The sequence below is a fragment of the Rhodopseudomonas palustris genome, assembly GCF_007005445.1.
In the GTDB taxonomy this organism is placed as follows: Bacteria; Pseudomonadota; Alphaproteobacteria; order Rhizobiales; family Xanthobacteraceae; genus Rhodopseudomonas; species Rhodopseudomonas palustris_G.
Genome location: NZ_CP041387.1, coordinates 949521 through 974448, shown reverse-complemented (window position 1 = coordinate 974448; position 24928 = coordinate 949521). Strand labels below are relative to the sequence as shown.

The 24928-nt window shown below is 65.9% G+C and carries 22 protein-coding genes; 8 read left to right on the top strand and 14 right to left on the bottom strand.

From position 1 onward, the window contains the following. Nucleotides 1-127: 127 nt before the first annotated feature. From FLL57_RS04455 to FLL57_RS04425, 7 genes are all read right to left on the bottom strand, one after another. Nucleotides 128-1372, bottom strand: a complete 1245-nt coding sequence (locus FLL57_RS04455; protein WP_142882243.1) for an acyl-CoA dehydrogenase — start codon at nt 1370-1372, stop codon at nt 128-130. Between the two features lie 187 nt (nt 1373-1559). Continuing rightward, the gene (locus FLL57_RS04450) at nt 1560-2807 is read right to left on the bottom strand and encodes an acyl-CoA dehydrogenase (RefSeq protein ID WP_107343689.1); all 1248 of its coding nucleotides are present in this window, start codon (nt 2805-2807) and stop codon (nt 1560-1562) included. Nucleotides 2808-2943: 136 nt separating this feature from the next. Beyond that, nucleotides 2944-4071: an acyl-CoA dehydrogenase family protein gene (locus tag FLL57_RS04445; protein ID WP_142882242.1), complete on the bottom strand. Its 1128-nt coding sequence runs from the start codon at nt 4069-4071 to the stop codon at nt 2944-2946. 146 nt (nt 4072-4217) lie between these two features. Further along, the gene (locus FLL57_RS04440) at nt 4218-6092 is read right to left on the bottom strand and encodes an AMP-binding protein (RefSeq protein ID WP_142882241.1); all 1875 of its coding nucleotides are present in this window, start codon (nt 6090-6092) and stop codon (nt 4218-4220) included. Nucleotides 6093-6142: 50 nt separating this feature from the next. Beyond that, a complete protein-coding gene (locus tag FLL57_RS04435) occupies nt 6143-6949 on the bottom strand; it encodes an enoyl-CoA hydratase/isomerase family protein (RefSeq protein WP_047307148.1) in 807 nt (268 codons plus the stop codon). A 223-nt stretch (nt 6950-7172) separates the two neighbouring features. After that, nucleotides 7173-7931 carry an SDR family NAD(P)-dependent oxidoreductase gene (locus FLL57_RS04430; protein WP_013503496.1) on the bottom strand — a complete coding sequence of 253 codons (759 nt, stop codon included), beginning with the start codon at nt 7929-7931 and terminating at the stop codon, nt 7173-7175. A 461-nt stretch (nt 7932-8392) separates the two neighbouring features. Next, nucleotides 8393-9070 carry a TetR family transcriptional regulator gene (locus FLL57_RS04425; RefSeq protein ID WP_047307160.1) on the bottom strand — a complete coding sequence of 226 codons (678 nt, stop codon included), beginning with the start codon at nt 9068-9070 and terminating at the stop codon, nt 8393-8395. 130 nt (nt 9071-9200) lie between these two features. On the opposite strand from FLL57_RS04425, the gene FLL57_RS04420 reads away from it, so the two are divergent. The 4 genes from FLL57_RS04420 (at nt 9201) to FLL57_RS04405 (ending at nt 15018) form a co-directional block, all read left to right on the top strand. After that, the gene (locus FLL57_RS04420) at nt 9201-10376 is read left to right on the top strand and encodes an acetyl-CoA C-acetyltransferase (RefSeq protein ID WP_142882240.1); all 1176 of its coding nucleotides are present in this window, start codon (nt 9201-9203) and stop codon (nt 10374-10376) included. Between the two features lie 187 nt (nt 10377-10563). Further along, nucleotides 10564-12120, top strand: coding sequence for an acyl-CoA synthetase (locus FLL57_RS04415; RefSeq protein ID WP_142882239.1), 1557 nt, complete (start codon nt 10564-10566; stop codon nt 12118-12120). 110 nt (nt 12121-12230) lie between these two features. Continuing rightward, a complete protein-coding gene (locus FLL57_RS04410) occupies nt 12231-13091 on the top strand; it encodes a hypothetical protein (protein WP_142882238.1) in 861 nt (286 codons plus the stop codon). Nucleotides 13092-13545: 454 nt separating this feature from the next. Then, nucleotides 13546-15018: an amidase gene (locus FLL57_RS04405; RefSeq protein ID WP_142882237.1), complete on the top strand. Its 1473-nt coding sequence runs from the start codon at nt 13546-13548 to the stop codon at nt 15016-15018. A gap of 132 nt (nt 15019-15150) precedes the next feature. Here FLL57_RS04405 and FLL57_RS04400 read toward each other — a convergent pair whose 3' ends face one another. Beyond that, the gene (locus tag FLL57_RS04400; protein WP_142882236.1) at nt 15151-16938 is read right to left on the bottom strand and encodes an acyl-CoA dehydrogenase family protein; all 1788 of its coding nucleotides are present in this window, start codon (nt 16936-16938) and stop codon (nt 15151-15153) included. A 143-nt stretch (nt 16939-17081) separates the two neighbouring features. Here FLL57_RS04400 and FLL57_RS04395 point away from each other — a divergent pair, with 143 nt between their 5' ends. Beyond that, nucleotides 17082-17825, top strand: coding sequence for a sulfite exporter TauE/SafE family protein (locus FLL57_RS04395; RefSeq protein ID WP_047307153.1), 744 nt, complete (start codon nt 17082-17084; stop codon nt 17823-17825). Nucleotides 17826-17878: 53 nt separating this feature from the next. Here the strand turns inward: FLL57_RS04395 and FLL57_RS04390 are convergent, their stop codons facing one another. Continuing rightward, nucleotides 17879-18034, bottom strand: coding sequence for a DUF1127 domain-containing protein (locus FLL57_RS04390; RefSeq protein ID WP_234713221.1), 156 nt, complete (start codon nt 18032-18034; stop codon nt 17879-17881). Nucleotides 18035-18335: 301 nt separating this feature from the next. Here FLL57_RS04390 and FLL57_RS04385 point away from each other — a divergent pair, with 301 nt between their 5' ends. Continuing rightward, on the top strand, nt 18336-18824 hold the full coding sequence (locus tag FLL57_RS04385; protein WP_142882235.1) for a CinA family protein: 489 nt from the start codon (nt 18336-18338) through the stop codon (nt 18822-18824). A 95-nt stretch (nt 18825-18919) separates the two neighbouring features. Here FLL57_RS04385 and FLL57_RS04380 read toward each other — a convergent pair whose 3' ends face one another. Then, nucleotides 18920-19516, bottom strand: coding sequence for a superoxide dismutase (locus FLL57_RS04380; RefSeq protein ID WP_047307154.1), 597 nt, complete (start codon nt 19514-19516; stop codon nt 18920-18922). A gap of 200 nt (nt 19517-19716) precedes the next feature. Beyond that, entirely contained in the window at nt 19717-20952 is a 1236-nt protein-coding gene (locus tag FLL57_RS04375) for an MFS transporter (protein WP_047307155.1), read from the bottom strand. Nucleotides 20953-21224: 272 nt separating this feature from the next. Here FLL57_RS04375 and FLL57_RS04370 point away from each other — a divergent pair, with 272 nt between their 5' ends. Together FLL57_RS04370 and FLL57_RS04365 are read left to right on the top strand one after the other, a co-directional pair. Next, nucleotides 21225-22598 (top strand): MATE family efflux transporter, encoded by a 1374-nt coding sequence (locus FLL57_RS04370; RefSeq protein WP_142882234.1) that lies wholly within the window; start codon nt 21225-21227, stop codon nt 22596-22598. A 131-nt stretch (nt 22599-22729) separates the two neighbouring features. After that, nucleotides 22730-23173, top strand: coding sequence for a DUF2147 domain-containing protein (locus tag FLL57_RS04365; protein ID WP_013503509.1), 444 nt, complete (start codon nt 22730-22732; stop codon nt 23171-23173). On the opposite strand, the gene FLL57_RS04360 is transcribed toward FLL57_RS04365, so the two are convergent. The 3 genes from FLL57_RS04360 to FLL57_RS04355 all read right to left on the bottom strand — a co-directional run bounded on the left by FLL57_RS04360 (nt 23170) and on the right by FLL57_RS04355 (nt 24919). Then, nucleotides 23170-24333, bottom strand: a complete 1164-nt coding sequence (locus FLL57_RS04360) for a DUF3095 domain-containing protein (RefSeq protein ID WP_142882233.1) — start codon at nt 24331-24333, stop codon at nt 23170-23172. The genes FLL57_RS04365 and FLL57_RS04360 overlap by 4 nt on opposite strands. A 71-nt stretch (nt 24334-24404) precedes the next feature. After that, nucleotides 24405-24539, bottom strand: a complete 135-nt coding sequence (locus tag FLL57_RS23590) for a hypothetical protein (RefSeq protein ID WP_013503510.1) — start codon at nt 24537-24539, stop codon at nt 24405-24407. A 71-nt stretch (nt 24540-24610) separates the two neighbouring features. Then, nucleotides 24611-24919 carry a GNAT family N-acetyltransferase gene (locus FLL57_RS04355; protein WP_235677209.1) on the bottom strand — a complete coding sequence of 103 codons (309 nt, stop codon included), beginning with the start codon at nt 24917-24919 and terminating at the stop codon, nt 24611-24613. Between the last annotated feature and the right edge of the window lie 9 nt (nt 24920-24928).

Below are 24928 nucleotides of genomic sequence, written 5' to 3'. Positions count from 1 at the left end.
CGCTCACGACAGTGAGCGAACCCGGAATCTGAAACGCGCTTTGGCGCCGGCAATCGAACAACTTCGGGATTCCGGGTTCGCGAGCTTTGCTCGCGCCCCGGAATGACAGCCGTGGTTGATGATTGCCTCACCGCCCCTTGGTCGGAATCTTGTTGAACGGCACGTCCTTGTCGACCCGGATGTCGCCGGGCAGGCCGAGCACGCGTTCGGCGATGATGTTGCGCAGGATCTCGTCGGTGCCGCCGGCGATCCGCATCGACGGCGAACCGAGCAGCATCGCCTGGAAGCTGCCGCCGGCTTCGGCCTCGGCCGGATCGGTGAACACGCCCGCGGCGCCTTCCAAATCCATCGCGAACGCGGCGATGTCCTGCAGCATCGGGCCGGCGACCAGCTTGCCGATCGAGTTCTCCGGGCCCGGGCGCTGGCCCTTCGACAGCGCCGAGATCGAGCGATACGAGGTGTACTTCAGGCCGCTGGCCTTCACGGCCCAGTTCGCCAGCTTGCTGCGCACCGCCGGGTCGTCGATCGCCGGGCCGTTCTCCGTGACCAGATCGTTGCAGAACGCAAAAATCTCCGGGAAGCCGGTGGCAAGGCGCGCGCCGATCGACATGCGCTCGTTCATCAGCGTGGTCAGCGACACGTTCCAGCCGTCGCCGACTTCGCCGAGACGCTGGCTGTCCGGAATCCGCACGTTGGTGAAGAACACCTCGTTGAATTCCTGCATGCCGTTGGCCTGCTTGATCGGCTTCACCTCGACACCCGGGCTCTTCATGTCCAGAAAGAACATGGTGAGGCCCTTGTGTTTGGGCACATTCGGGTCGGTGCGGGTGATCAGCAGGCCGTAATCCGAATAGTGCGCGCCGGAGGTCCAGATCTTCTGGCCGTTGATGATCCAGTCGTCGCCATCCTTCTCGGCGCGGGTGCGCAGACCCGCGACGTCGGAGCCGCCGGCCGGCTCGGAGAACAACTGGCACCAGATGTTCTCGCCCGACGCCAGTTTCGGCAAGTACTTGCGTTTGTCGTCCTCGCTGCCATAGGCCATCACGGTCGGGCCGCACATGCCTTCACCAATCTGGAACGGCTGGGTGAGCTTGCCGTAGACGCCCTCCTCCTGCTGCCAGATCACTTTTTCGATCGGGGTGGCGCCACGGCCGCCATATTCGCTCGGCCAGGTCAGACAGGCCCAGCCACCCTCGGCCTTCTTCTTCTGCCACGCCTTGCCGACCTCGACGATGTCGGCGTTCTTCAGGCTGATGCGGCCGAGGCCGGACTTGGTCAGTTCCTGCTCGTACTGCTTCGGCGCATTGGCGTCGATCCACGCGCGAGCGTGAGCGCGAAACTCGGCTTCCTGCGGGGTATCGTCGAAATTCATCTCAGCCTCTCGTCAGTCTGTTCTTGTCTCGGCCCTCATGGTGAGGAGCGCGCATCGCGCGCGTCTCGAACCAAGAGACTCGTTTCGTTCTTCGTTCGTAGGATAGGTTGAGCCGTTGCGAAACCCATCGATCACTCGCACTGATGGTCGATGGGTTTCGCTGCGCTCAACCCATCCTAAAATCTTGCTATGCCCGCCCCTTGGTCGGGATCTGGTTGAACGGCACGTCCTTGTCGACGCGGATGTCACCGGGCAGGCCTAGCACGCGTTCGGCGATGATGTTGCGCAGGATCTCGTCGGTGCCGCCTTCGACGCGGGTCGCCGGCGAACGCAGCAGCATCGCCTGGAAACGGCCGGCGACTTCGGCGTCCTCCGGCCCGCTCAGCACGCCGGCGGCGCCCTGCAGATCGAGCGCGTACATCGCGACTTCCTGGATCATGCTGCCGGCGACCAGCTTGCCGATCGAGTTCTCCGGCCCCGGGCGCTGGCCTTTCGACAGCGCCGAGATCGAGCGGAACGAGGTGTAGCGCAGGCCGCTGGCCTTCACCGCCCAGTTCGCGAGCTTGCTGCGCACCGCGCGATCGTCGAGCGCCGGCGCACCGTCGAGCGTCAGCGACGAGCAATAGTCGAACAGCTCCGGGAAGCCGGTCGCGACGTTGGCGCCGATCGACATCCGCTCGTTCATCAGCGTCGTCAGCGATACGTTCCAGCCGTCGCCGACCGCGCCGAGGCGCTGGCTGTCCGGAATCCGCACGTTGGTGAAGTACACCTCGTTGAAGTCGGAATTGCCGTTGGCCTGCTTGATCGGCCGCACCTCGACGCCGGGGCTCTTCATGTCGAGGAAGAACATCGTCAGACCCTTGTGCTTGGGCACGGTCGGGTCGGTGCGGGTGATCAGGATGCCGTAGTCCGAGTAGTGCGCGCCGGAGGTCCAGATCTTCTGGCCGTTGATGATCCAGTCGTCGCCATCCTTCTCGGCGCGCGTTCGCAGACCCGCGACGTCGGAGCCGCCGGCCGGTTCGGAGAACAACTGGCACCAGACCTTCTCGCCGGAGCCGAGCGGCGGCAGGTAGTGCCGCTTCTGTTCTTCCGAGGCGTAGGCCATCATGGTCGGGCCGCACATGCCCTGGCCGATGATGAACATCGCCGTCAGCTTGCCGAACACGCCTTCTTCCTGCTGCCAGATCACGCGCTCGATCGGCGACGCGCCGCGGCCGCCATATTCCTTCGGCCAATGCGGAACGGCCCAGCCGGCATCGGCCTTCTTCTTCTGCCAGGCCTTGGCGACCTCGAGAATGTTGGCGCCCTTCAGCACCACCCGGCCGAGCGACGCCTTGCGCAGCTCGTCCTCGTATTGCTTCGGCGCGTTGGCGTCGATCCAGGCGCGCGCCTTGGCGCGAAATTCGGCTTCCTGCGGGGTATCGTCGAAGTTCATCGATACGAACCTTTATCCTGACGGGCCCTCATGGTGAGGAGCGCGCTCTCGCGCGCGTCTCGAACCATGAGCTGTTCATCCTCATCCTTCGAGACGCCCGGCTGCGCCGGGCTCCTCAGGATGAGGTTCACGTGCGTTACGCCGCGTTCTTCTGGCGCATCCGATCGATCAACTGATCTTCCCAATACGACTGGCTGCCGAGGCTGAGTGCCAGCGCGTTGGAACGGCGATAGTACAGATGGCAGTCGAACTCCCAGGTGAAGCCCATGCCGCCGTGCACCTGGATGTTCTGCTTGGCGCAGTGCTGGAACGCCTGGGTGGCGCTGATCCGCGCCGAGGCCGCGGCCTCGGGCAGTTCGGCCGCATCGGTCGAGAGCGCCCAGGCGCCGTAATACGAGTTCGAGCGCGCCAGCGTCGCCGAGACGTACATGTCGGCGAGGATGTGCTTGACCGCCTGGAACGAGCCGATCGGACGGCCGAACGCGATGCGGTCGAGCGCGTAGTCGCGGCCCATCTCCAGCGCTCGGTCGGCGCCGCCGACCTGCTCGAACGCGACCAGCACCGCGGCGCGGTCCATCACGCGCGACAGGATGCTCCAGCCTTCGTTCGCCGCGCCGAGCGGCTCGGCCTTGGCGCCGGCAAACGTCAGTTCGGCCTGCTGGCGCGACGGATCGACATTCTGCAGCGCCTTGGCGGTGACGCCGCCGGCCTTCAGATCGACCAGAAACAGCGAGACGTCGGTGTCGCGGCCGCTGTTGCCGGTACGCGCCGCGACGATCGCGAAGTCGGCGATCGCGCCATCGGCGACGGGCTTCTTGGTGCCGCTGAGCGTGCCGTTCGACACCGCGAGCTTGACGGCGGCCGGTGACGGTTTGCCGGTGCCTTCGAACAGCGCCAGCGTGCCGATCGCCTCGCCCGACGAGATCTTCGGCAGCCACTTCTGCTTCTGCTCTTCCGAACCCGCCAGCAGCAGCGCCTCAGCGGCGAGATACACGGTCGAGGAGAACGGCACCGGCGCCAGCGCGCGGCCGAGCTCCTCGGCGATCACGCAGAGCTCGAGATGGCCCGCACCGGTCCCGCCGTATTCCTCGGGAATCGCGACACCGAGAAAGCCCATCTCGGCGAGGCCCTTCCACAGCTCGCGGTCATAGTCGGCCTTGCCTTCGAGCACGGCACGCACCGCCTTCGGCGAGCACTTCTCGGCAAGAAACCGCCGCGCCTGATCGCGCAGTTGCTTCTGGTCGTCGGAGAAATCGAAATTCATGGACGCGTCTCGTTGTTGTTAGGTGTTGGTCTTGAATGACTTCACCGTCATTCCGGGGCTCGCCGGCAGGCGAGAACCCGGAATCTCGAGATTCCGGCTTCGCGCTGCGCGCGCCCCGGAACGACGGAGAGTTAAGTTCGCATCGCTCACTGCAGCACCATCACATCCGAATCCGGATGCTCGGCGTACAGCCGCTCCACCAGGGCGGCACGGCGTTCGAGGCCGGCGCGCTGGTTGATGTAGCCCTTGTCGGTGAGTTCGTTGCCGTCGATCGACGGCGGCTCGACCATCAGCATCGCGCGCGCGATCCGCATCGAGCTGGCGCCTTCGACTTCGCGGTTGTGCTTCTCCAGGCCGGCGCGCAGCGCGGCAATCACCGCCGGATGCTTGACCACGTCCTCGAAGCTCGCATTCGGATCACCGATCATCACCCGGCAGGCGTTGAGGTTCGGCCAGGCCAAGAGGCCGATGTAGGCGCGATCCTGCCCCGCCACGAGTGCGTCCTGGATCACCGGGCTCGCCGCGGCGATCGCGTCGGTGCGCACGGTGCTGACGTGGACGAAGGTTCCGGTCATCAGCTTGAAGTCTTCGGCGACACGGCCGGCGAAGATGATGCCCTTCACCGGATCGTTCGGATCGACGAACACGCCGGCGTCGCCGATCTTGTAGAAGCCCTCTTCGTCGAACGCCTTCTCGGTCAGATCCGGCTGGCCGTGATAGCCGGGCATCACGTTGACGCCGCGCAGCCGCAATTCGTACTTGTCGCCGACCGGCAGCATCTTCAGTTCGACGCCGGGGAACGGCAGCCCAATCAGGCCGACGCGCTCGGTGTCCCAATAGGTCCCGGTCGAGGTCGGCGAGGTCTCGGTCGAGCCCCAGCCGGTGTAGAACACCAGCCGATGCCCGGTGGCGCGCACCGCCAGCGCCTGCATCCGCTCGTACAGATCGTCGGGCAGCCGGGCACCGCCATAGGCCATCAGCTGCATGTCCTTGAAGAACGACCGGCACAGCGCATCGTCCTTCTCCATCGCGCTCGCCAGCGCCGCATAGCCGGCCGGCACGTTGGCGTAATAGGTCGGCGAGATCTCGCGCAAGTTACGCAGCGTCTCTTCGATCTGGCCGGGCACCGGGCGGCCGTCGTCGATGTACAGCGTGCCGCCTTCGATCAGGAGCGGGTTGAACGCCGCGTTGCCGCCCATGGTGTGATTCCACGGCATCCAGTCGAGCTGCACCGGCGGCGGACCATTCGGATCGCGCGGCCGCACCTGCATCATCATCGCAGCATTGGCGCACATCATCCGCTGGGTGTTGATCACCGCCTTCGGCATTCCGGTCGAGCCGGACGTGAACAGGAACTTGGCGACGGTGTCGGGCGTGATCTGCGCGACCGACTGCGCTACCTGATCGGTCACCGGCGTCGCCGCCATGTCGTCGAACGCGATGCTGGCAATGCCGTCCGCCGGATCGGCGACGTGGATCACCTGGACGTCCTTCAGGTCGAGCGCGTGCAGTGCCTTTGTGAATGGCGCACCGTTCTGCACCATCACGGCCGCCGGCTTCACCAGATCGAACAGGTACTTCAGCTTGAGGTGATCGTGGCTCATCAGCGAATAGGCCGGCGACACTGGCGCGGTCGGAATCCGCGCCTGCATCGCCGCCATCATGATCAGCGCGTGCTCGATCGAGTTGCCCGACAGCACCGTGAGCGGCCTGCCTTCCGGCAGCTTCAGGTCGAGCAGCGCTTGGGTGAGACCATCGACGATGCGCTTCGCCTCGGCGTAGCTGACCTTGCGCCACTGCCGCGCCTCGCCCTTGCGCTGCGCCAGCCAGATATGATCCGGCCGCTGCTTGGCCCACTTCGCCAGCGCCATCGGCAGGTTGGGATCGTGATCCATCAGCGGGAAGCGCGACTTCATCACGATGACGCCGTCCTCGCGGCGATCGACGTCGATCTCGCGCGGCAGCCAGTTCACTTTGCGGAATGGCGGCTTGGTCAGCACTGCGGCTGCGCTGGCGGTCATCTGGTGTTCTCCCGTTTTCTCGGCCTCTTGCCGGGCCAACGTTGATTGGGTCAGCGGTTGCCGTAGACCGGCTTGCGCTTCTCGAGGAACGCGGCGACGCCTTCCTTGAAATCCTCCGAGCGCGAACACAGCACCTGGTTGCGATCTTCCATTGCGATCACCTGCTCGATCGAGCCGGCATCCACCGCCATGTTGAGGCACTCCTTCGACAGCCGCAAACCGACCGGCGATGCCGCCATCATCGCATCGACGAACGGCTGCGCCGCGGCTTCGAGTTGATCGTCTTCCACCAGTTCGGACACGAGCCCGGTCATCAGCGCGCGTTCGGCGCCGATGAAGCGGCCGGTCAGGATCAGCTCCGACGCCACCGAGACGCCGACGAGGCGCGGCAAAAAGTAGCTGGTACCGATGTCGCAACCGCCGAGGCCGAGTTTGATGAAGGCACAGTTCATCCGCGCGCTGCGCCCCGCGATGCGGACGTCGGAAGCCAGCGCCAGCGCAAAGCCGCCGCCGGCCGCGGCGCCGCGGATCAGCGAGATGATCGGCTGCGGGCAGCGGCGCATCAGCATCACGATGTCGGCAATCCGACGCTGCGAATCCAGCGACTCGGTGACGCCGGGCGTTGCGTTCTCACCGGCGCGGCGCGCCATCGCATGTTTGAGATCGAGGCCGGCGCAGAAATTCGCGCCCGCGCCTTTCAGCACCACGACGCGGGTCTTGCGGTCACGCTGCAGGCGGCCAAAATAGTCGTTGAGTGCGTCGATTAGGCCGGGATCGAGAGCATTGAGGCTGTCCGGCCGATTGAGCGTGACCCAATCGACACCGTCACGATGATCGACCAGCAAGGCCTCGGTCACGCCATCACTCCCGTCAGTTGTTGTTCTTATACGCCGCTGCTGCGACGTTTAATCGGATCGCCGTTCTGGCGATAGTCGCTCCCCTCCCAAATACAGGGAAAGAAACAGTCCTGCGTGCTTCGAATTCCGCCGCGCGAGAGATCGAAGGTCTATCGCGAACTACACGCGGCGGAGATCGAAGATCTCACCCTCTCCCGAAACGGAAAGGGTGAGAAGTGCGCGTTTAGCGCGGCGCCATGCGGATGGCGCCGTCGAGACGGATGGTCTCGCCGTTCAGCATCGGGTTCTCGACGATCTGCACCGCGAGCGAGGCGTATTCCGACGGATCGCCGAGGCGGGCCGGATGCGGCACCTGGGCGCCGAGGCTCTTGCGGGCGTCTTCCGACAGGCCCATCAGCAGCGGGGTGAGGAACAGGCCCGGCGCGATGGTCATGACGCGGATGTTCATCGACGCGAGGTCGCGCGCCACCGGCAGGGTCATGCCGACGATGCCACCCTTCGAAGCGGAGTAAGCAGCCTGGCCGATCTGACCGTCGAACGCCGCCACCGAGGCGGTGTTGATGCAGACGCCGCGCTCTTCGCCGATGGTCGGCGCACTCTGCATCCGCTCGGCGACGAGCCGGATGCAGTTGAAGCTGCCGATCAGGTTGACGTTGATGATGCGCGAGAAGTGGTCGAGCGGATAGGCGCCGTTCTTGCTGACGGTCTTCACCGCGCCGCCGATGCCGGCGCAGTTCACCAGCACGCGGACGATGCCGTGCGCGGCTTCAGCCTTGGCGATCGCCTCCTTGACCGGGGCTTCCTGCGACACGTCGCCGACGCAGGCGACGCCACCGATCTCGGCCGCGACCTTCTCGGCGTTGTCCTTGTTCATGTCGAGCACGGCGACCTTGGCGCCCTTGGCGGCCATCGCCCGCGCGGTCGCGGCGCCGAGCCCCGAACCACCGCCGGTGATGAGAACGGAGACGTCTTTCAACTGCATTGGATATCCCTTTCCTTGGGCGCTTTCTTGAAGCTTGGTCTCGGACGACACCGCTCGCCGCCTTTTAAGAGCGGTCGGGCCGACGCGTCCCGCGTGGTTATTGCGCTGTTGGTCCGGGCCTTCAACAGCCCCTTGGGCGTTTCCCCGATCGTTGAGGCCGGCAAAAGGTCGCGACTTGGTCCGCTACCGATCCGGCTCGAGGTCTCTCCTTGGGTGGCGTCTCGTTGAGCTCGCGTTCCGACAGATTGCTTGGGCGTTTCCTGGCGTTTTCTTCTTTATAGAGACACGAACAATGTCCCGGGGGTGCCTGAAGCTCCATTCCGCCTGCCTTCTTGCCGGGCAGGTTCCGTGAACTGGTTCCTTGGGCGTTATTGTTGTTTGTTCGGATTTTCCTTGGCTTGTCCCGGGTCTGAATTGAAGGTCTCTGAAGTTGGGTGGGGTCGTTTCTTCTTTTTGTTAGCTCAGGATCCTGCGGCGGAAGGCTGACGTGCTCTGTTCGTCAGCAAACCACCGAGGACGATCTTTTCGATATGCGCCACATAGGAGCGACAGACCTCGTCCGTCACCGGCCCGACGCCGGCAGCGCGCATCATGGTCTGCCGACCGAAGAACAGGTGATCGCAGGCGCCGATCAGCGTGGTGTAGAACAGCACCGGATCGACCTCGCGGAAATCGCCGCTGGCGACACCCTCGGCGAGCAGCCGGCGATGGAAGTCGAGCAGCGGCCCGACGAAGAACTTGGTGACCTCGTCGGCGGTGTCGCGGTTGAGCCCGTGCAGCAGATAGTGAATCAGCCGGTTGAGATACGGAAACTGATGATACGCCTTGATGATGCCGGCGATGTGCAGCTTCATCTTGGTGGTCGGCGACAGCGGCTGCGCCAGCAGGAAATCGAGATGCGTCATCTCGTTGGCGGCGTCGCGCTCGAGCAACGCCAGCAGCAGGCCATCCTTGTTGCCGAAGTGATACTTCACCAGCGCGGCATTGACGCCGGACTTCTGCGCGATGTCGGCCAGCGAGATCTCGACCGAGTTGCGCTCGATCATCAACTCGCCCGCAGCGACCAACAGCTTCTCGGCGGTCGAATTTTTCGCCGCCGGCGCCTTGGTAGCCATCGAATGGTTCAGGTGCGCTGCCATCGTCATCGCACTTACAGCATCGTTTGACACGGCTCAAGCGTTAATTGATCGATTGACTAAATCCTTCCCCACCACTTAAATCGCCGCGGTCCAATACCCATACCCAACAACCATTACAGGGAGAGAACACATGGCCGAGGCCTATATCGTCGCCGCTGCCCGCACCGCCGGCGGCCGCAAGGGAGGTCGTCTGGCCGGCTGGCATCCGGTCGATCTCGCCGCCTCGGTCATCAACGCGCTGGTCGACCGCTCGGGCGCCGCGCCGGATCAGATCGAAGACGTGATCATGGGCTGCGTCGGCCAAGGCGGCGAGCAGGCCGTCAATATCGGCCGCAACGCGGTGCTGGCCTCGAAGCTGCCGGAAAGCGTGCCGGGCACGTCGGTCGACCGGCAGTGCGGCTCGTCGCAGCAGGCGCTGCATTTCGCCGCACAGGCGGTGATGGCCGGCACCATGGATATCGTGATCGCTGCCGGCGTCGAGTCGATGACCCGCGTACCGATGGGCTCGCCGAGCATACTCGCCGCCAAGGCCGGGCTCGGTAACTACAAGAGCCCGAAGATGGAAGAGCGCTACCCGAACATCCAGTTCAGCCAGTTCGTCGGCGCCGAAATGGTGGCGAACAAGTACAACCTGTCGAAGGACGAACTCGACGAATTCGCGTTCAACAGCCACCAGCGCGCGATCGCCGCGACGCAAGGAGGCAAGTTCAAGGACGAGATCATCCCGCTCGAGATCACCCGCGCCGACGGCTCGACCGACATCCACCATATCGACGAAGGCATCCGCTTCGACGCCACACTCGACGGCATCAAGGGCGTCAAGCTGATCAACGAGAACGGCGGCAAGCTGACCGCGGCGACCGCCAGCCAGATCTGCGACGGTGCCTCCGGCGTGGTGGTAGTCAACGAGAAGGGCCTGAAGCAGCTCGGCGTGCAGCCGCTCGCCCGCGTTCATCACATGACGATGCGCGGCGGCGATCCGGTGATCATGCTGGAAGCCCCGCTGCCCGCCACCGAATACGCGCTGAAGAGGGCCGGGATGAAGATCGACGACATCGATCTGTTCGAGGTCAACGAAGCCTTCGCCTCGATCCCGGCCGCGTGGCTGAAGGCGACCGGCGCCGATCCGGCCCGGCTCAACGTCAACGGCGGCGCGATCGCGCTCGGCCATCCGCTCGGCGGCTCCGGCACCAAGCTCATGACCACCCTGATCCACGCGCTGAAGCAGAACAACAAGCGCTACGGCCTGCAGACGATGTGCGAGGGCGGCGGCATGGCCAACGTCACCATCGTCGAGCGGCTGTAACGACAACAAGCCGCAAGGCCTCATCCTGAGGAGCCCGGCACAGCCCGAAGGGCCGAGCCGGGCGTCTCGAAGGATGTGCTCTATACCCTCATGGTTCGAGACGCGCGCCTAACGGCGCGCTCCTCATCATGAGGTTCAGTGCCAGACAGAGCGGAATCAATCCGCCGCATCACCGAGAGGAAATCCCATGACGCATCCGTCGATTCACGCCAAGACCACCCCCGACAAAGTCGCCTACCGGATGGCCTCGACCGGCCAGGCTCTGACTTATCGACAGCTCGACGAGCGCTCCAACCAGGGCGCGCATCTGTTCCGGTCGCTGGGGCTGAAGGCCGGCGATCACATCGCGCTGTTGATGGAGAACCGGCTGGCGTTCATGGAGATCTGCTGGGCGGCGCAGCGCGCCGGCCTGTATTACACCGCGATCAGTCGCTATTTGACCAAGGACGAGATCGGCTACATCGTTCAGGACTGCGGCGCCAAGGTGGTGATCACCTCCGCTCAGGGCAGCGAGACGATGAAGGCGCTGCTGTCGGACGCACCGGGCGCGCCGCTCTACTACATGGTCGACCAGCCGGTCGCCGGCTTCCGTTCGTGGGAGCAGGAAACCGCCGCGCAGCCGACTACGCCGATCGCCGACGAGGTCGCCGGATACGACATGCTGTATTCCTCCGGCACCACCGGTCGGCCGAAGGGCATCAAGCGCGAATTCGAAGGTAGCGCCATCGACGTGCCGAGCCCGTTCCTGCGCCTGTTGTGCGAGAAGATGTGCGGCATGAACGACGGCAGCATCTATCTGTCGCCGGCGCCGCTGTATCACGCGGCTCCGCTGCGCTTCAACATGATGGCGACCACGCTCGGCGGCACCTCGATCATCATGGAGCATTTCGACGCCGAGCAGTTCCTAGCGCTGGTCGAGAAGTACAAGGTGACGCAGTCGCAGCTCGTGCCGACGATGTTCGTGCGGATGCTGAAGCTCCCCGACGCGATCCGCAGCCGCTACGACGTGTCGTCCCTGAAGGGCGCAATCCACGCCGCCGCACCCTGCCCGGTCGACGTAAAGGCCAAGATGATCGAGTGGTGGGGCCCGATCCTGATCGAGTACTACGCCGGCTCCGAAGGCAACGGCGTCACGGTCTCGACCTCGCAGCAATGGCTCACGCATCGCGGCACGGTCGGCAAGGCGGTGGTCGGCACCATCAAGATCCTCGATGACGACGGCGACGAACTGCCTGTCGGCGAAATCGGCACCGTGTACTTCGCCGATGCGCCGTCGTTCAGCTATCACAACGATCCGGACAAGACCAAGAAGGCCTACAATGAAAAGGGCTGGTCGACGCTGGGCGACGTCGGCTATCTCGACGACGAGGGGTTTTTGTATCTCACCGACCGCAAGAGCTACATGATCATCTCCGGCGGCGTGAACATCTACCCGCAGGAGACCGAGGACGTGCTGCTGACCCATCCCGACGTCGCCGACGTCGCGGTGTTCGGCGTGCCGAACCCCGAGATGGGCGAAGAGGTCAAGGCGGTGGTGCAGCTTCGCGACGGCGCCGCGCCCAGCGCCGAGCGGGCGGCCGAGCTGATCGCGTTCTGCCGCGAGCGGCTGTCGCCGATCAAGTGCCCGCGCTCGGTCGACTTCGAGGCCGAGCTGCCGCGCACCCCGACCGGCAAGCTGGTCAAGCGCCACCTCAAGGACCGCTACTGGCCGCAAGCGCAGAACAAGGTCGCCGCGACCGCCTGAGCGATCCGATCCTGCCGTGCCCTCGCCGCCGAACGGCGAGGGCACGATCGCGGCTCCAAAGCCAAGAACGACTCCGCTCCGCCGCCGGGCTACGCTATGCTGGCGCGGTGATGCGGCTCCGCCTTGTTCCGATAGCTTCGCCGACCTCCGACCGCGCTGGTGCTGCGGTGTCGGTGCTGGCGCATGTCGTGCTAGTCGGCGCGGTGCTGCTGCTCGCCGAGGTGCATCCCTTCGCCGAAGTGCCGGAACAGCGGATCGAGGTCGAAGTGGTGACTGCCGACGAAGCGCCGCCGCCGGTGCCGGAGAAAGAGCCGGATCAGAAGCCGGACGAGCAACAGGCGCCGAGTTTCGAGGTGCCGCAGACGCCAGCCGAGCAGCCCAAGCCGCAGCAGCAGGCCCTCGCCGCCCAGCAGCAGCCGGCCGAGACCAAGCCGCCACCGCCCGCTCCACAGCCTCCGCCGCAGCAGAACGCGCAGGCCCCGGCGCCTCCGCCGCAACAACAGCCGGCACCGCAGCAGCAGCCTCAACCGGCCAAACCGGCAGCAGCGCCGATGCCCTTCCCACCCGCGATCCCGCAGGAGCCGGACATCACCGTGAAATACTCGGTGGCGCTCGGCCTGCCGGCCGAGGGCGGCGGGTTCGACGCGCCGGCCGAAACCGTCGCCAACATCAGCGCGGAGGCGGTGGCGGCGCTGCGCAAGCGATTGAGATCCTGCGCCGCCCTGCCGGCAGGGCTGTCGCCGGCCGACAACGTCAAGATCGTGATCCGGGTCGGGCTGACGCCGGACGGTCGGCTCGCCCAGGAGCCGTTTCTGATCGAAGCCAGCGCCTCGGCCAAGGGCCCGGCGCTGATGAGAGGCGCGATCGCCGCACTGGAAGCGTGCCAGCCCTATACGATGTTGCCGGCCGATAAATATCGCGAATGGCGGGTGCTCGACATCGGCTTTACGCCGCAGGATTTCCGCGGCTGAACCCGCTGCTCAGCCACGCGTCCCTCCGAAAGCCGTGTGGAAGGACCAGAAACTTCAGGGCCGGAAATAAAGAAGCTCCGGAAACCGCCGGAGCTTTAAGTCAAGGGAGACTCGATGCACCCACTCCGCGTCTGGCGGATGGTGCGAATTCCTCATGCGGCACCTGTATCGCCTCGCAGGCAACTACGTCGCCTCGCGCCCTGCCCCCGCTCGTTGCGCTGCCCGCTGGCGCCATGCTGCCGCCGAACGGCAATTTCTACCCAGGCGAGTATGCAATAGAACATTCGTGGAATGATCCTTGACCTAAGTCAAGAATATCTCGCTTGGCGGAAATAATCGCGAGCCCCCTGGAACTGATCGGATCAGCTCCCGCGGCAAGCCACTACCGCAGGCCCAAGAACCGACTAAGCTCCGGCCCAGCTCGTCCCCCGCCTCGAACCCGGAGAAAGCCATCTTGCCCGTCTCGTCCTGGAGCTTCGCGACTGTCACCGACCTTGCACAAGCCTTGAAGACCAAACAGGTCTCCGCCGTCGAACTCACTCAGGACGCGATCGGACGAATCGAGCGCCACGACGACAAGATCAACGCGATCTGTGTCCGCGACTTCGACCGCGCGCTGCAGAGCGCCCGAGCGGCCAATCTGGCGCTGTCACGCGGCGGACGCGAGCCGCTGCTCGGCATCCCGCTGACGGTGAAGGAGAGCTTCAACGTCGCCGGACTGCCGACCACCTGGGGCTTCGTCGAGCAGAAGAATTTCGTGGCGCAACAGGACGCGCTGGCGATCCAGCGGGTCAAGGCCGCCGGCGGCGTGATCCTCGGCAAAACCAACGTGCCGGTCGCGCTCGGCGACTGGCAGAGCTACAACGACGTGTACGGCACCACCGGCAACCCCTTCGATCTGTCTCGCACGCCCGGCGGCTCGTCCGGCGGCTCGTCGGCCGCGCTCGCCGCCGGCTATGGCGCGCTGTCGCTCGGCTCCGACATCGGCGGCTCGTTGCGGGTGCCGGCGCATTACTGCGGCGTCTATGCCCACAAGCCGACCTTCGGGCTGTGCCCGGCGCGCGGCCATACCCCGCCGCCGTTTCCGCCGCTGCCATCCAACCGCGACCTGTCGGTGATCGGCCCGATGGCGCGCTCGGCCGCCGATCTGGCGCTGCTGCTCGACGTCATCGCCGGCACCGATCCGGTGTTCGACGGCATTGCGTACCAACTCGATCTGCCGGCAGCGCGGCACACCACACTGAAGGATTTCCGCGTGCTGCTGCTGGATACCCATCCGCTGCTGCCGACCGGCGCGGCGGTGCGCGGCGCGCTGCAAACGCTGGCGGCCGGGCTGACCAGGGCCGGCGTCCGCGTCGAGCGGCAGTCGCCGCTGCTGCCGGATCTCGCCGAGACCTCGCGGGTGTATATGCGGATGCTGCTGTCGTTCCTCGCCGCCGGCTTCCCGCCCGAGCTGTACGCCGGCGCGCAGGAGATGGCGGCCCGGCTCGACGCCAAGGACGACAGCCTCGCCGCCGAGCGGCTGCGCGGCATCGTGCTAAGCCATCGCGACTGGGTCGCCGCCGACAGCCGCCGCACCGGCCTGCGAGCGCAATGGCACGAACTGTTCAAATCGATCGACGCGGTGATCTGCCCGGTGATGCCGACGCCGGCCTACACCCAGGATCACTCCGAGCCGCAGGAAGACCGCCGCATCGAGATCGACGGCAAGGCCTATCCCTACGTCGATCAACTGGTGTGGCCCGGCATCGCCACCCTGCCCGGCCTGCCGTCGACCGCGATCCCGGTGGGAATGTCGGACGACGGCCTGCCCGTCGGCGTGCAGATCGTCGGCCCGTGGCTGGAAGACCGCACCCCTCTGAAGCTCGCCGAACTGATCGAACGCGAATTCGGCGGCTTCACGCCGCCGAGGGCGCTGGTCGATTAGTCAGCGACGAACGCCACCACAATCCGTCGTCATTGCGAGCGAAGCAAAGCAATCGAGAGCTCCGAGCACAGCGCCGGATTGCTTCGTCGCTTCGCTCCTCGCAATGGCGGGAAGAGATTTCAGACTCGCACCCTACGCCGCCAGCAACGGCGCGATCTCCTCCATGGTGGCGGCGCGGTCGCCGAGCAGGTGATCGGCGATCGCGAGTTCGAGCTTACCGTCCTGAGCGGCGAACGGATCGGGCTGATACAGCCGATGCTCGACGGCGAGCCGCGACAGCAGCACGCGGCGGGCATCGCCGCGCATCGCTTCGATCTTCGCGCCTTCCCCGGCGAACGCCACCGCGCTGGCGACATGATACAGCGCGCTAGTTGCGCGGCGGGCGTCGGCCTCGTTGCCCGCGCCGCGCGCAACCTCGCGAGCAAGATCGATCGACTTGTCGATCAGTCCGCGCAGCCGGTCGCGCCAGGCCTGCGGCACGCGCGCCGCATCGTCGAGCCGGGCATGCAGATCGGCGGCGAGCGCCGACTCCGCACCATGCCGGCCGATCGCGCGCTTGAGCGCATCGATCGCCACGATGTTGCCGGTGCCCTCCCAGATCGAGCCGAGATGCGCGTCGCGCAGCAGGCGCGCGGTGGCGAACTCTTCGACATAACCGATGCCGCCGCGCATCTCGAGCGCATCACCACAGACTTTGCGCGCATCGCGGGTGGCACGGAATTTCAGCGTGGGCGTGAGAATACGCAGCAGCGCCGCGGCGTCCTGGCTGCCGCCCTCGGCGCGGTCGAGCGCGTCGGCGGTGAGGAAGCTGATCGACATTCCCTGCTCGGTCGGCAGCAGGATCTTCATCAATTGCCGCCGCGCCAGCGGCAGGTCGATGATACGGCTGCCGAACACCACACGGTTCTTCGCCACCGTGATCGCATCGTGCCAGGCGCGGCGCATCAAGGCGGTCGACTTCACGCCGTTCGACAGCCGCGATGAGTTCACCATCTCGGCCATCTGCACGAAGCCGCGGTCGAGCTTGCCGACCGCGTAGGCGATCGCGCCTTCGAGCTTGATCTCGCCCGACGCCATCGAGCGGGTGCCGAGCTTATCCTTCAGACGGACGATCCGGTAGTGATTGGGCGTGCCGTCGTCGAGCACGCGCGGCATCAGAAACAGACCGACGCCGCGGGTACCGGGGCCGGCGCCTTCGGGCCGCGCCAGCAGCATCACCACCTTGGCGTCGGCGTTGGAGCAGAACCACTTCTCGCCATACAGCCGCCAGTGATCGCCGTCCGGCACCGCCACCGAGGTCAGCGTGCCGACGTCGGAGCCGCCCTCCTTCTCGGTCATGAACTGGCCACCTTGCGTCAGCTTGCTCATGTCGGTCTGGGTCAAACCGTCGAGATACTTCGCCTTCAATTCGTCGCTGCCGAATTTCGACAGCAGCTTGGCGCAGCCGTCGGTGACGTTGATCGGGCAGCCCATGCCGAATTCGGTCTCGTTGAACAGCAGCGTGAAGGCGTGCTTGGCGGTCACCGGATAAGTCTCCGGCCAGCCCATGATGCCCTTGCGGTGCGACAGCGCGTGAATGCCGAAGGTGCCGAATGCGGCGTTCTCGAGCTCGCGATACGCCGGGTGATACTCGACATATTGGGCGTCACAGCCGAACCGGTCGCGCTGATGTAGGATCGGCGTGTGGCGGTCGGCGAGCCGCGCACACTCGTCGAGCCGGCCGCCGGCCAAGGCGCCGAGCGCATCGAGATGCGGCTCGATGTGATCGACCAGCGCTTTCGGCAGATGGATGCGGAGCAGATCAGCGAGCGACGGATCGGCGCGATAAAAATTCAGTCCGGTGGTGTCGGGCGCGATCAGGTTCGCGGCGTTACCGGGCTTGGCCGCGGGCGCGGCGGCTTGTTTGTTTCCTGCCGACATGTGCAACTCTTATTTTGCTCTTCGGGGGCTGTCAGATGCTATAAGCCCGAACCACAGCCTGCACAAAGCTGCCCGCAACCACAATCATCCAAGGATGCGCGACGGGTTCCGCCCGGCGGAATTGCGCAGCCGCATCGACGCCGATGGAACTAACTACCCTCATTGTCCTGATCGCCGGCGCGCTGTGCGGCGGCTTCGTCTCCGGCCTGTCGGGCTTCGGCATGGCGCTGGTGTCGCTCGGGTTCTGGCTGTACGTCTTCCCGCCGACGCTGTCGGTGCCGCTGGTGCTGCTGTGCTCGATGGCCTCGCAGGCCTCGACGATGCGGATGGTGTGGCAGCACATCGACTTCAAACTGGTGACGCCGTTCCTGATCGGGGGGCTCGCCGGGGTGATCCCGGGCAGCATGCTGGTGGCGTATGCCGACCCGTGGGGCTTCAAACTGTTCGTCGGCCTGTTTCTTCTGATCTTCCCGCCTGCGCTGTATTTCACTCCGCCGATGGCGCTGACCTTCGGCGGGCGCTGGATGGATGGCGTGATCGGCTGGGTCGGCGGAGTAATGGGCGGCTTTGCCGGACTGTCGGGCCCGCCGCCGATCCTGTGGGCGAGCATCCGCGGCTGGGACAAGCATCAGCGCCGCGGCGTGTTTCAGGCGTTCAACTCCACCGTGCTGATCGCGGCGCTGATCCTGCAGACCGCGCACGGGCTGGTAACGCGGCAGGTGTTGCACGCGGCGCTGTTCGCGCTGCCCGCGATCCTGATCGGCGCCTGGCTCGGCGCCCGGACCTATCACGCGCTGAGCGACCGCTCGTTCCGCAACGTGGTGCTGGCGCTGCTGTTCTTATCCGGAGCCAGCCTGGTGTGGAGCAGCTTCGCCGTGGCGCGCTGAGCCGCGGCTCGGGCAAGCACCATGACCGAAACTCCGCTGTGCCGCGCCGCCGATCAGGCGCGCCAGAACGGCTTTGCCGCTTCGTGGATCATGTCGCCGCGGGACAGGCCGAGATCGCGCAGTTCGCGCGCCGAGAACCTGGCGAGGTCGGTGCGCCCGCTCCGCCGCCGGCGCCACAGCGCAAGCGTCGCGCCGAGCCGAGCCCACACCCTTCTGCTCCGGCGCCGATCGATCGTCGCGCAGTCTGAGCATGTCGACATCGCAGCCTTCCCGGACATGTCGTCCCGGTGCGAAGTATCCGCCCTGGCGCGGTCCGGCGGCAAACGAGGTTCTCGCCACGTTTCCTGAGATATTCTCATGCCCCGCATCGGGAGGCGGCGACGGCGCAAGATCAGCTTGCCGGAGGCGCGACGGTTCTGTCTCGTAAGCGCGAGGCGAGCGCCGATTCGCCGATGATGCGAACGGTCGCGCACAGGCTGCCGGCGACCGCCAATACGGGGCGATGCAATGATGAACGAGCTGCTGCCGCTGGCGGAAAAGGTCGCGATCCGGCTGATCGCGCAGAAGCAGACGATCGCGGTGGCCGAGTCGTCGACCGGCGGATTGATCGCCGCGGCGCTGCTCGCGGTGCCCGGCGCCTCGGCGTACTTCCTCGGCTCGGCGGTGGTCTACACCCGGCAGGCGCGGCGGGTGCTGATGGACATTCCCGATGCCGACATGAAGGTGGAGGGCATGCGCTCGTCGTCGGAGCCGTATGCCGAGCTTCTGGCGAAACAGATCCGCTCCCGGCTCGGCGCCGACTGGGAGCTGTCGGAGACCGGCGCCGCAGGCCCTTCGGGCAATCGCTACGGCGATGCCGCCGGCCACACCTGCATCGCCGTGGCCGGGCCGAAGCAGGCGGTGATGACGCTGGAGACGGCGAGCGCCGACCGCGTCGACAACATGCAGGTGTTCGCCGCGACCGCGCTGACCTTCCTGCTGCACACGATGTCGGGGTAGCTACGGCCGCAATCCGCGCTGCCGGTGCGCGCTGCCAAAGCGAAACGGCGGCCGCACCGCGACCGCCGCTTCCGATCTGCGCGCTCGGCGCGTGATCAGGCCTTCGCGTACATCTCCTCGACGTACTCCCAGTTGATCAGGTTCTCGATGAAAGCCTTCAGGTAGTCCGGACGCTTGTTGCGATAGTCGATGTAGTAGGAGTGCTCCCAGACGTCGACGCCGAGAATCGGGGTGGCGCCGTGCACCAGCGGATTCTCGCCGTTCGGGGTCTTGGAGATCTCCAGCTTGCCGTCCTTGACCGCGAGCCAGGCCCAGCCCGAGCCGAACTGGCCGGCGCCGGCAGCGGCGAAATCGGTCTTGAACTTCTCGAAGCCGCCGAGGTCTTCGTCGATCTTCTTGGCCAGCGCACCGGGCAGCTTGGTCCCGCCGCCGTTCGGCTTCATCCACTTCCAGAAGTGGATGTGGTTGTAGTGCTGGGCTGCGTTGTTGAACAGCGGGGCGTTCTTATTGAACGAGCCCTTGACCACCTCCTCGAGCGACTTGCCCTCGAATTCGGTGCCCTTCAGCAGGTTGTTGCCGTTGGTGACATACGCCTGATGATGCTTGTCGTGGTGATATTCGAGCGTCTCCTTAGACATGTACGGCTGCAGCGCGTCGTAGGCATACGGCAATTCGGGAAGCGTGAAGGTCATGATTCATTTCCACGATGGGTGGGGGACGTCGTCTTAACGGGAACCCTTATAAAAGGTTCCCGGCTCGGACCCAATATCTATTCTAACTTGCAACAGCGTGTCACAGTGTCCGGGCTGCCGACAATACCGCTGTTTCGTGAAGGGCTTACCGTCAGGGAGCGAAACGTACCACAGTACGCCCGCGCCCCACCGCTGACGGCTCAGGCCGTCGCGGGCACCACCAGTTCCTCACGCTTGCGCGGCGGCCGGACGTTCATCAGCATCTGGGCGCAGCCGGCGATCAGACCGATCAGCACCGCGGCCTGCCAGGCGCGGTCGTAATTGCCGAGGTGGTCGTAGATCACCCCGCCGCCCCAGGCGCCGAGGAACGAGCCTACCTGATGGCTGAGGAAGGCGATGCCGGTCAGCGTCGCCATGTAGCGCAGCCCGAACAGTTGCGCGACCAGGCCGTTCACCAGCGGAATCACCCCGAGCCACAGCGAGCCCATGATCGCAGCGAACACGATGGTCGAGGTCGGCGACGCCGGGAAATAGAAATACGCCGCGACCGCCAGCGATCGCACGATGTAGATTCCGCCGAGCAGATATTGCTTGGGATAGCGCCCCCCGAGCCAGCCGAAGGCGTAGGAGCCGAACACGTTGAACAGGCCGATCACCGCCAGCGCCGAGGCGCCGAGCGACGGATCGAGACCACAGATCGCCAGATAGTTCGGCAGATGCGTGGTGATGAACACGAGCTGCAGACCGCAGACGAAGAACGCGATCGCCATCACCATGAAGCCGGAATGGCCGAGCGCGGCCTGCACCACTTCGCCGGCCGACTGCTTGACGTCGTCGGCCTTGTCGATTTCCAGCTTGTCGGCGCGGCCGGCGAACAGCGCCGACGGCAGCATCGCGGCGGCGAGGCCGAGGAAGCCGATCAGCGCCATCTGCCAGCCGGCGGTCGAGATCAGCGTCTGCGCCAGCGGCGAGGCCAGCACCAGGCCGAGCGAGCCGGCAGCCGAGACCGCACCCATCGCGACGCTGCGCTTGGCCGGCGATACCGTGCGCGAGGTCACCGTCATGGTCATGCTGGAGGCGGTGCACGACAGCGCAATGCCGACACACACGCCGCATCCAAGTGTGAACATCAAGGCCGAGTCAGCGACCATCATGAGGACGAGACCAGCCGCATAGACCACGACGCCGCCGGCCATCACCCAGCGGGTGCCGTAGCGGTCAGCGATCAATCCCACCATCGGCTGCGTGACGCCCCAGATGATGTTCTGCAATGCTGTCGCGAAGGAGAAGTCGGCGCTGGTGATGCCGACGTCGCGGATCACCGAGGGCTGAAACAGCCCGAAGCTCTGCCGCATGCCCATGGCGAGGCTGAGCAGCACCGACGCGCCGATCAGGATCGACCAGCGCTGAAACGCGCTGAGCTGAGCTGCCTTCATGGGCGGATTCCTCTCCCGGAGAATATTTGTCTTTCTTCATGCCCTGGTTTGGGAGATTTGACCATCCGTCCCGGCGGTATTCGGGTTCTGCGCCGAATGCAGGGGTGCCGCTGCGAGGCCGGCGTCCCGGAGCTCTGCACGAAACGCCGTCGCGCCCGCGTGTCCTGCAATGCCCCGCCGCTTGTGCCGGACACGGCCCTGTGGTTATTGTATGTTAATCATCATACAAAAGACCGCCGCAGATCGCGAGGCGGCATCCGGGGAGCGACCGCATGACCATCGAGGCCCCCGCCGATACGCCGCTGCCCGCTCCGCCGCCGAACCGGCTGCTGACCGCGCCGATCCTGCCGACTCTGCTGCGACTGGCAGTCCCGAACACGATCGCGATGCTCGGCACCGCCCTGGTGGCGGTCGCCGAGACCTTGTACATTGGCCGTCTCGGCACCGAGCCGCTGGCGGCGATCGCGCTGGTTTTTCCGTTCGCGATGCTGACGCAGATGATGTCGGCCGGCGCGATGGGCGGCGGCGTCTCATCGGCGATCAGCCGCGCCCTCGGCGCAGGTGATACACACCGGGCAGGTGTTCTGGCTCTGCACGCGATCCTGATCGGGATCGGCGGCGGGCTGGTGTTCTCGCTAGTGATGCTGACGTTCGGCCGCTCGCTGTTCGCACTGCTCGGTGGCCGCGGCGAAGTGCTGGAACAAGCCAGCAGCTATTCGGTCGTGCTGTTCTCGGCCGCGGTATCGATCTGGCTGGTGAACACGCTGGCTTCGATTCTACGCGGCACCGGCGACATGATCCTGCCGTCCGCGGTGCTGCTCGGCGTCGCAGCTCTGCAGGTTGTGATCGGCGGCGCGTTCGGACTCGGCCTGTTCGGCATGCCGCGACTCGGCATGCCCGGCGTCGCCTCGGGCCAGGCGGTCGCCTTCACGCTCGGTGCGCTGTTTCTGCTGCTCTATCTCGTCAGAGGCCGCAGCAGGCTGCGGCTGCAACTGCGCTCGTTCAGCCTGCAGCGGCCGATCTTCATCGACATCCTCAAGGTCGGCGCCCTGGCCTGCCTTGCTCCCCTGCAGTCGGTGCTGACGATCCTGATCTTCACCAAGGTGCTGGCGAGCTACGGCACCACGACGCTCGCCGGCTACGGCATCGGCTCGCGCCTGGAATTCCTGCTGATCCCGATCGCGTTCGCGGTGGGCGTCGCCTCGATCCCGATGGTCGGGATGGCGATCGGCGCCGGTGATATCGCCCGCGCGCGGCGGGTGGCCTGGACCGCCGGCGCAGTGTCCGCACTGATCGTCGGAGCGGTCGGCGCGGTGCTGGCGATCCGGCCATCGCTATGGGTGTCGCTGTTCACCGCCGATCCTGCCGTCACCGCGGCCGCGCATGCGTACTTCCACCTCGCCGGCCCCGGCTTCGGATTTTTCGGCCTCGGCGTGACGCTTTATTTCGCCAGCCAGGGCGCCGCCAAGGTCGGCGGCCCGGTGCTGGCCGCGACCGCGAGGCTGGTGCTGGTGGCCGTTGGTGGCTCGGCGTTGGTCACCTTCGGGGCGCCGGCGTCGGCGATGTTCGCGATGGTGGGCGTGGCGATGGCGGTCTACGGCCTCGGCACCGCCGGGGCGATCCACCTGACACGCTGGGTCAAGTGAATCGCATTTATCCCCAGCGCCCGGCGGGGGTCACACGATTGCACGAATCGGGCGCTCTGTTATCCAACCGCCCGCCGCACTGCTTCTGAATGCTGTTCGCGGCTCCCGCGCGTATCGTTTGGAGGTATGGAATGGCCGTTCGGTCCGGTTTCGTCGTTGCCGCTTTGGTTGCCCTGGTGTCGCTGTCATCCGCAGCGGCGGTGGCCCAATCGGCCGGCCCGCAGGGTACCTGGCTGACCCAGGCCGGCGACGCCAAGGTCCGGATCAAGGGCTGCGGCAACGCGCTGTGCGGCACCATCGTTTGGCTGAAGCAGCCGACCGACCCCAACACCGGCAAGCCGCAGGTCGACGATAAGAACGCCGATCCGCAGCTCGCGTCGCGCCCGATCATCGGCCTGCAGATTTTCGGCGACATGCGCCCGGTGTCGCAGGGCAAATGGAGCGGCCACATCTATAATGCCGACGATGGCAAGACCTACCAGAGCAGCATCTCGCACACCGGCCCGACCACCTTGCTGGTCGAAGGCTGCGTCGGGACGCTGTGCGGCGGCGAGACCTGGACGCTGACGCGCTAAGCAACCGCCCTATCGGGCATCGCCTTCAAAGCCAGGGCGGCGGACGCATAGCCCCCGCCTGCCCCGTCGATGAAGTGGACGTGATCGCTGCGCGCCACCGACGGTGTAAAACACGTCACCATCGCCGACTGCTGCCGCGACACGCCGTAGCGCGCGACGCCCGCGTCCGCCGCCGTGGCCAGCTTCTGCTCCAGTGCGTCGGCGAGCTCCGGCGCGCAGTCGACCACCATGCGTAGTCCGTCGTCGTATTTGCGGAAGTCTGAGTTCTCGACCAGCTCGGTCAAGTAAGTCCGCGGCACGAAGCCGCGCACGGTGATGCCCAGCCGCATGATCAGATAGCTGAACAGCGTCTGAACCAAGAGCGCCGCTCGGCGCATCGTCAACGGTCTGCCCTGCCCGGCGCGCGCTTCGAGGTCGAAGCCCTGCGGCGGCCAACGCAATGCCGGGCCCTCGCCCGGCACCGGCCTGCCCGCCTCGGGGCTGCGCTCGATCAGCGACACGATGTCCTCGATCAGAGTGCGGAACGCCGCGGGATCGGCCTGCGCGGTCGGCATGATCAGCACCGACAGAATCACCCCGCGCCGCGCCGGCATTTCCTCGAACCGGCATGACAGGCCGGAAAGATCCGGCGCAGTCCCGGGCGGCGCCGGCGGAATCGAAAACTCGCCACGCTTCATCGCGGCTTCGGCCCAGCCGAGGCCGCCACCGGCGAACATCGCATAGCTGACGTGCGGCGAAGGCGCGAACCGGGCGACGCGAACCTCCAGCCCCTTGGCGCGGATCGCCGCGACCGGCACCAGCGCGATCCGCATCGTCAGACCGAGCTCATCGCGCACCCAGGCCGCGGTCGCCGCCAGCGCTTCACGGGCCGCAACAAGATCGGCCGGCGCCACCGCAAAGCCGGCGCCGTCGCCGCCGAACACGAACGGGAATTCGCGGCCTTGAAGCGCGTTGGTCACCGCCGCGATCACCGCCGCCCCGGCCATGTTGACCGACTTGTAGCGCTGCTCGGCGATCGCGCGGGTGGAATCGACAATGTCGGCGACGCCGACGGTCCAATCGTCCGGCAGCGGCGCGTAGAGGGCAGGATCCATCAGGCTGCGGAAGCCGCGAAACACCGCAACGCCCTCGTAAAAGCCGCCGCTGTCGCCTGCGCTCATGCCGCCCGGCCCTCCTCGATTGATGCCGATGAGTTACGTCCGCAAACCCGATCGGTTGCGAACGGCCGAGGTCAGTCGCTGCCCGAGCACAGGCCGAGCGCAGCCGTGATCGTCCCGCGCGCGCAGCGCGTCAGCGTGATGTCCGAATACAGCCCGTAGGCGAACACGGCCAGGGCCAGCAGGAAGATGATGCCGAGCGATTTCACGTCAGATGTCCGGTTCACCACCAGCGGTGCAAGCGCAGCGCCCGCTGGCGGCCGAGGTCGTGTCCGTTAGATCAGATCGGGCGCGGGAGGATCAACCCGGAAGGCGACGCTGATCCGATCGCGATACCGAAATGTTGTTTCAGTTCAGACATCCGAATGATCATCGCACGCCGAGGATCAAACGGCAGATCCCTGAAGCCCCAACTCGCATAGAACCCACGGACACCGTCGTCGAGCGGATGGGTGACCACGCCGCCACATCCCACGATCTCGGCGGCGCGCAGTGCCGACTTCAACGCGAACTGCAGTAATGAAGCGGCGTGCCCCTGACCTTGACAGGCTTTATCCACCGCGAGCTGGCCCAGCAGCAAAACCGGCACTGGATCCGG

Bases quoted from the DNA above. Each gene is read 5' to 3' on its own strand.
- FLL57_RS04455 (WP_142882243.1), bottom strand. From the start codon at position 1,372: ATGAATTTCGACGATACCCCGCAGGAAGCCGAGTTTCGCGCTCACGCT.
- FLL57_RS04450 (WP_107343689.1), bottom strand. From the start codon at position 2,807: ATGAACTTCGACGATACCCCGCAGGAAGCCGAATTTCGCGCCAAGGCG.
- FLL57_RS04445 (WP_142882242.1), bottom strand. From the start codon at position 4,071: ATGAATTTCGATTTCTCCGACGACCAGAAGCAACTGCGCGATCAGGCG.
- FLL57_RS04440 (WP_142882241.1), bottom strand. From the start codon at position 6,092: ATGACCGCCAGCGCAGCCGCAGTGCTGACCAAGCCGCCATTCCGCAAA.
- FLL57_RS04430 (WP_013503496.1), bottom strand. From the start codon at position 7,931: ATGCAGTTGAAAGACGTCTCCGTTCTCATCACCGGCGGTGGTTCGGGG.
- FLL57_RS04425 (WP_047307160.1), bottom strand. From the start codon at position 9,070: ATGGCAGCGCACCTGAACCATTCGATGGCTACCAAGGCGCCGGCGGCG.
- FLL57_RS04420 (WP_142882240.1), top strand. From the start codon at position 9,201: ATGGCCGAGGCCTATATCGTCGCCGCTGCCCGCACCGCCGGCGGCCGC.
- FLL57_RS04415 (WP_142882239.1), top strand. From the start codon at position 10,564: ATGACGCATCCGTCGATTCACGCCAAGACCACCCCCGACAAAGTCGCC.
- FLL57_RS04410 (WP_142882238.1), top strand. From the start codon at position 12,231: ATGCGGCTCCGCCTTGTTCCGATAGCTTCGCCGACCTCCGACCGCGCT.
- FLL57_RS04400 (WP_142882236.1), bottom strand. From the start codon at position 16,938: ATGTCGGCAGGAAACAAACAAGCCGCCGCGCCCGCGGCCAAGCCCGGT.
- FLL57_RS04395 (WP_047307153.1), top strand. From the start codon at position 17,082: ATGGAACTAACTACCCTCATTGTCCTGATCGCCGGCGCGCTGTGCGGC.
- FLL57_RS04385 (WP_142882235.1), top strand. From the start codon at position 18,336: ATGAACGAGCTGCTGCCGCTGGCGGAAAAGGTCGCGATCCGGCTGATC.
- FLL57_RS04380 (WP_047307154.1), bottom strand. From the start codon at position 19,516: ATGACCTTCACGCTTCCCGAATTGCCGTATGCCTACGACGCGCTGCAG.
- FLL57_RS04375 (WP_047307155.1), bottom strand. From the start codon at position 20,952: ATGAAGGCAGCTCAGCTCAGCGCGTTTCAGCGCTGGTCGATCCTGATC.
- FLL57_RS04370 (WP_142882234.1), top strand. From the start codon at position 21,225: ATGACCATCGAGGCCCCCGCCGATACGCCGCTGCCCGCTCCGCCGCCG.
- FLL57_RS04365 (WP_013503509.1), top strand. From the start codon at position 22,730: ATGGCCGTTCGGTCCGGTTTCGTCGTTGCCGCTTTGGTTGCCCTGGTG.
- FLL57_RS04360 (WP_142882233.1), bottom strand. From the start codon at position 24,333: ATGAGCGCAGGCGACAGCGGCGGCTTTTACGAGGGCGTTGCGGTGTTT.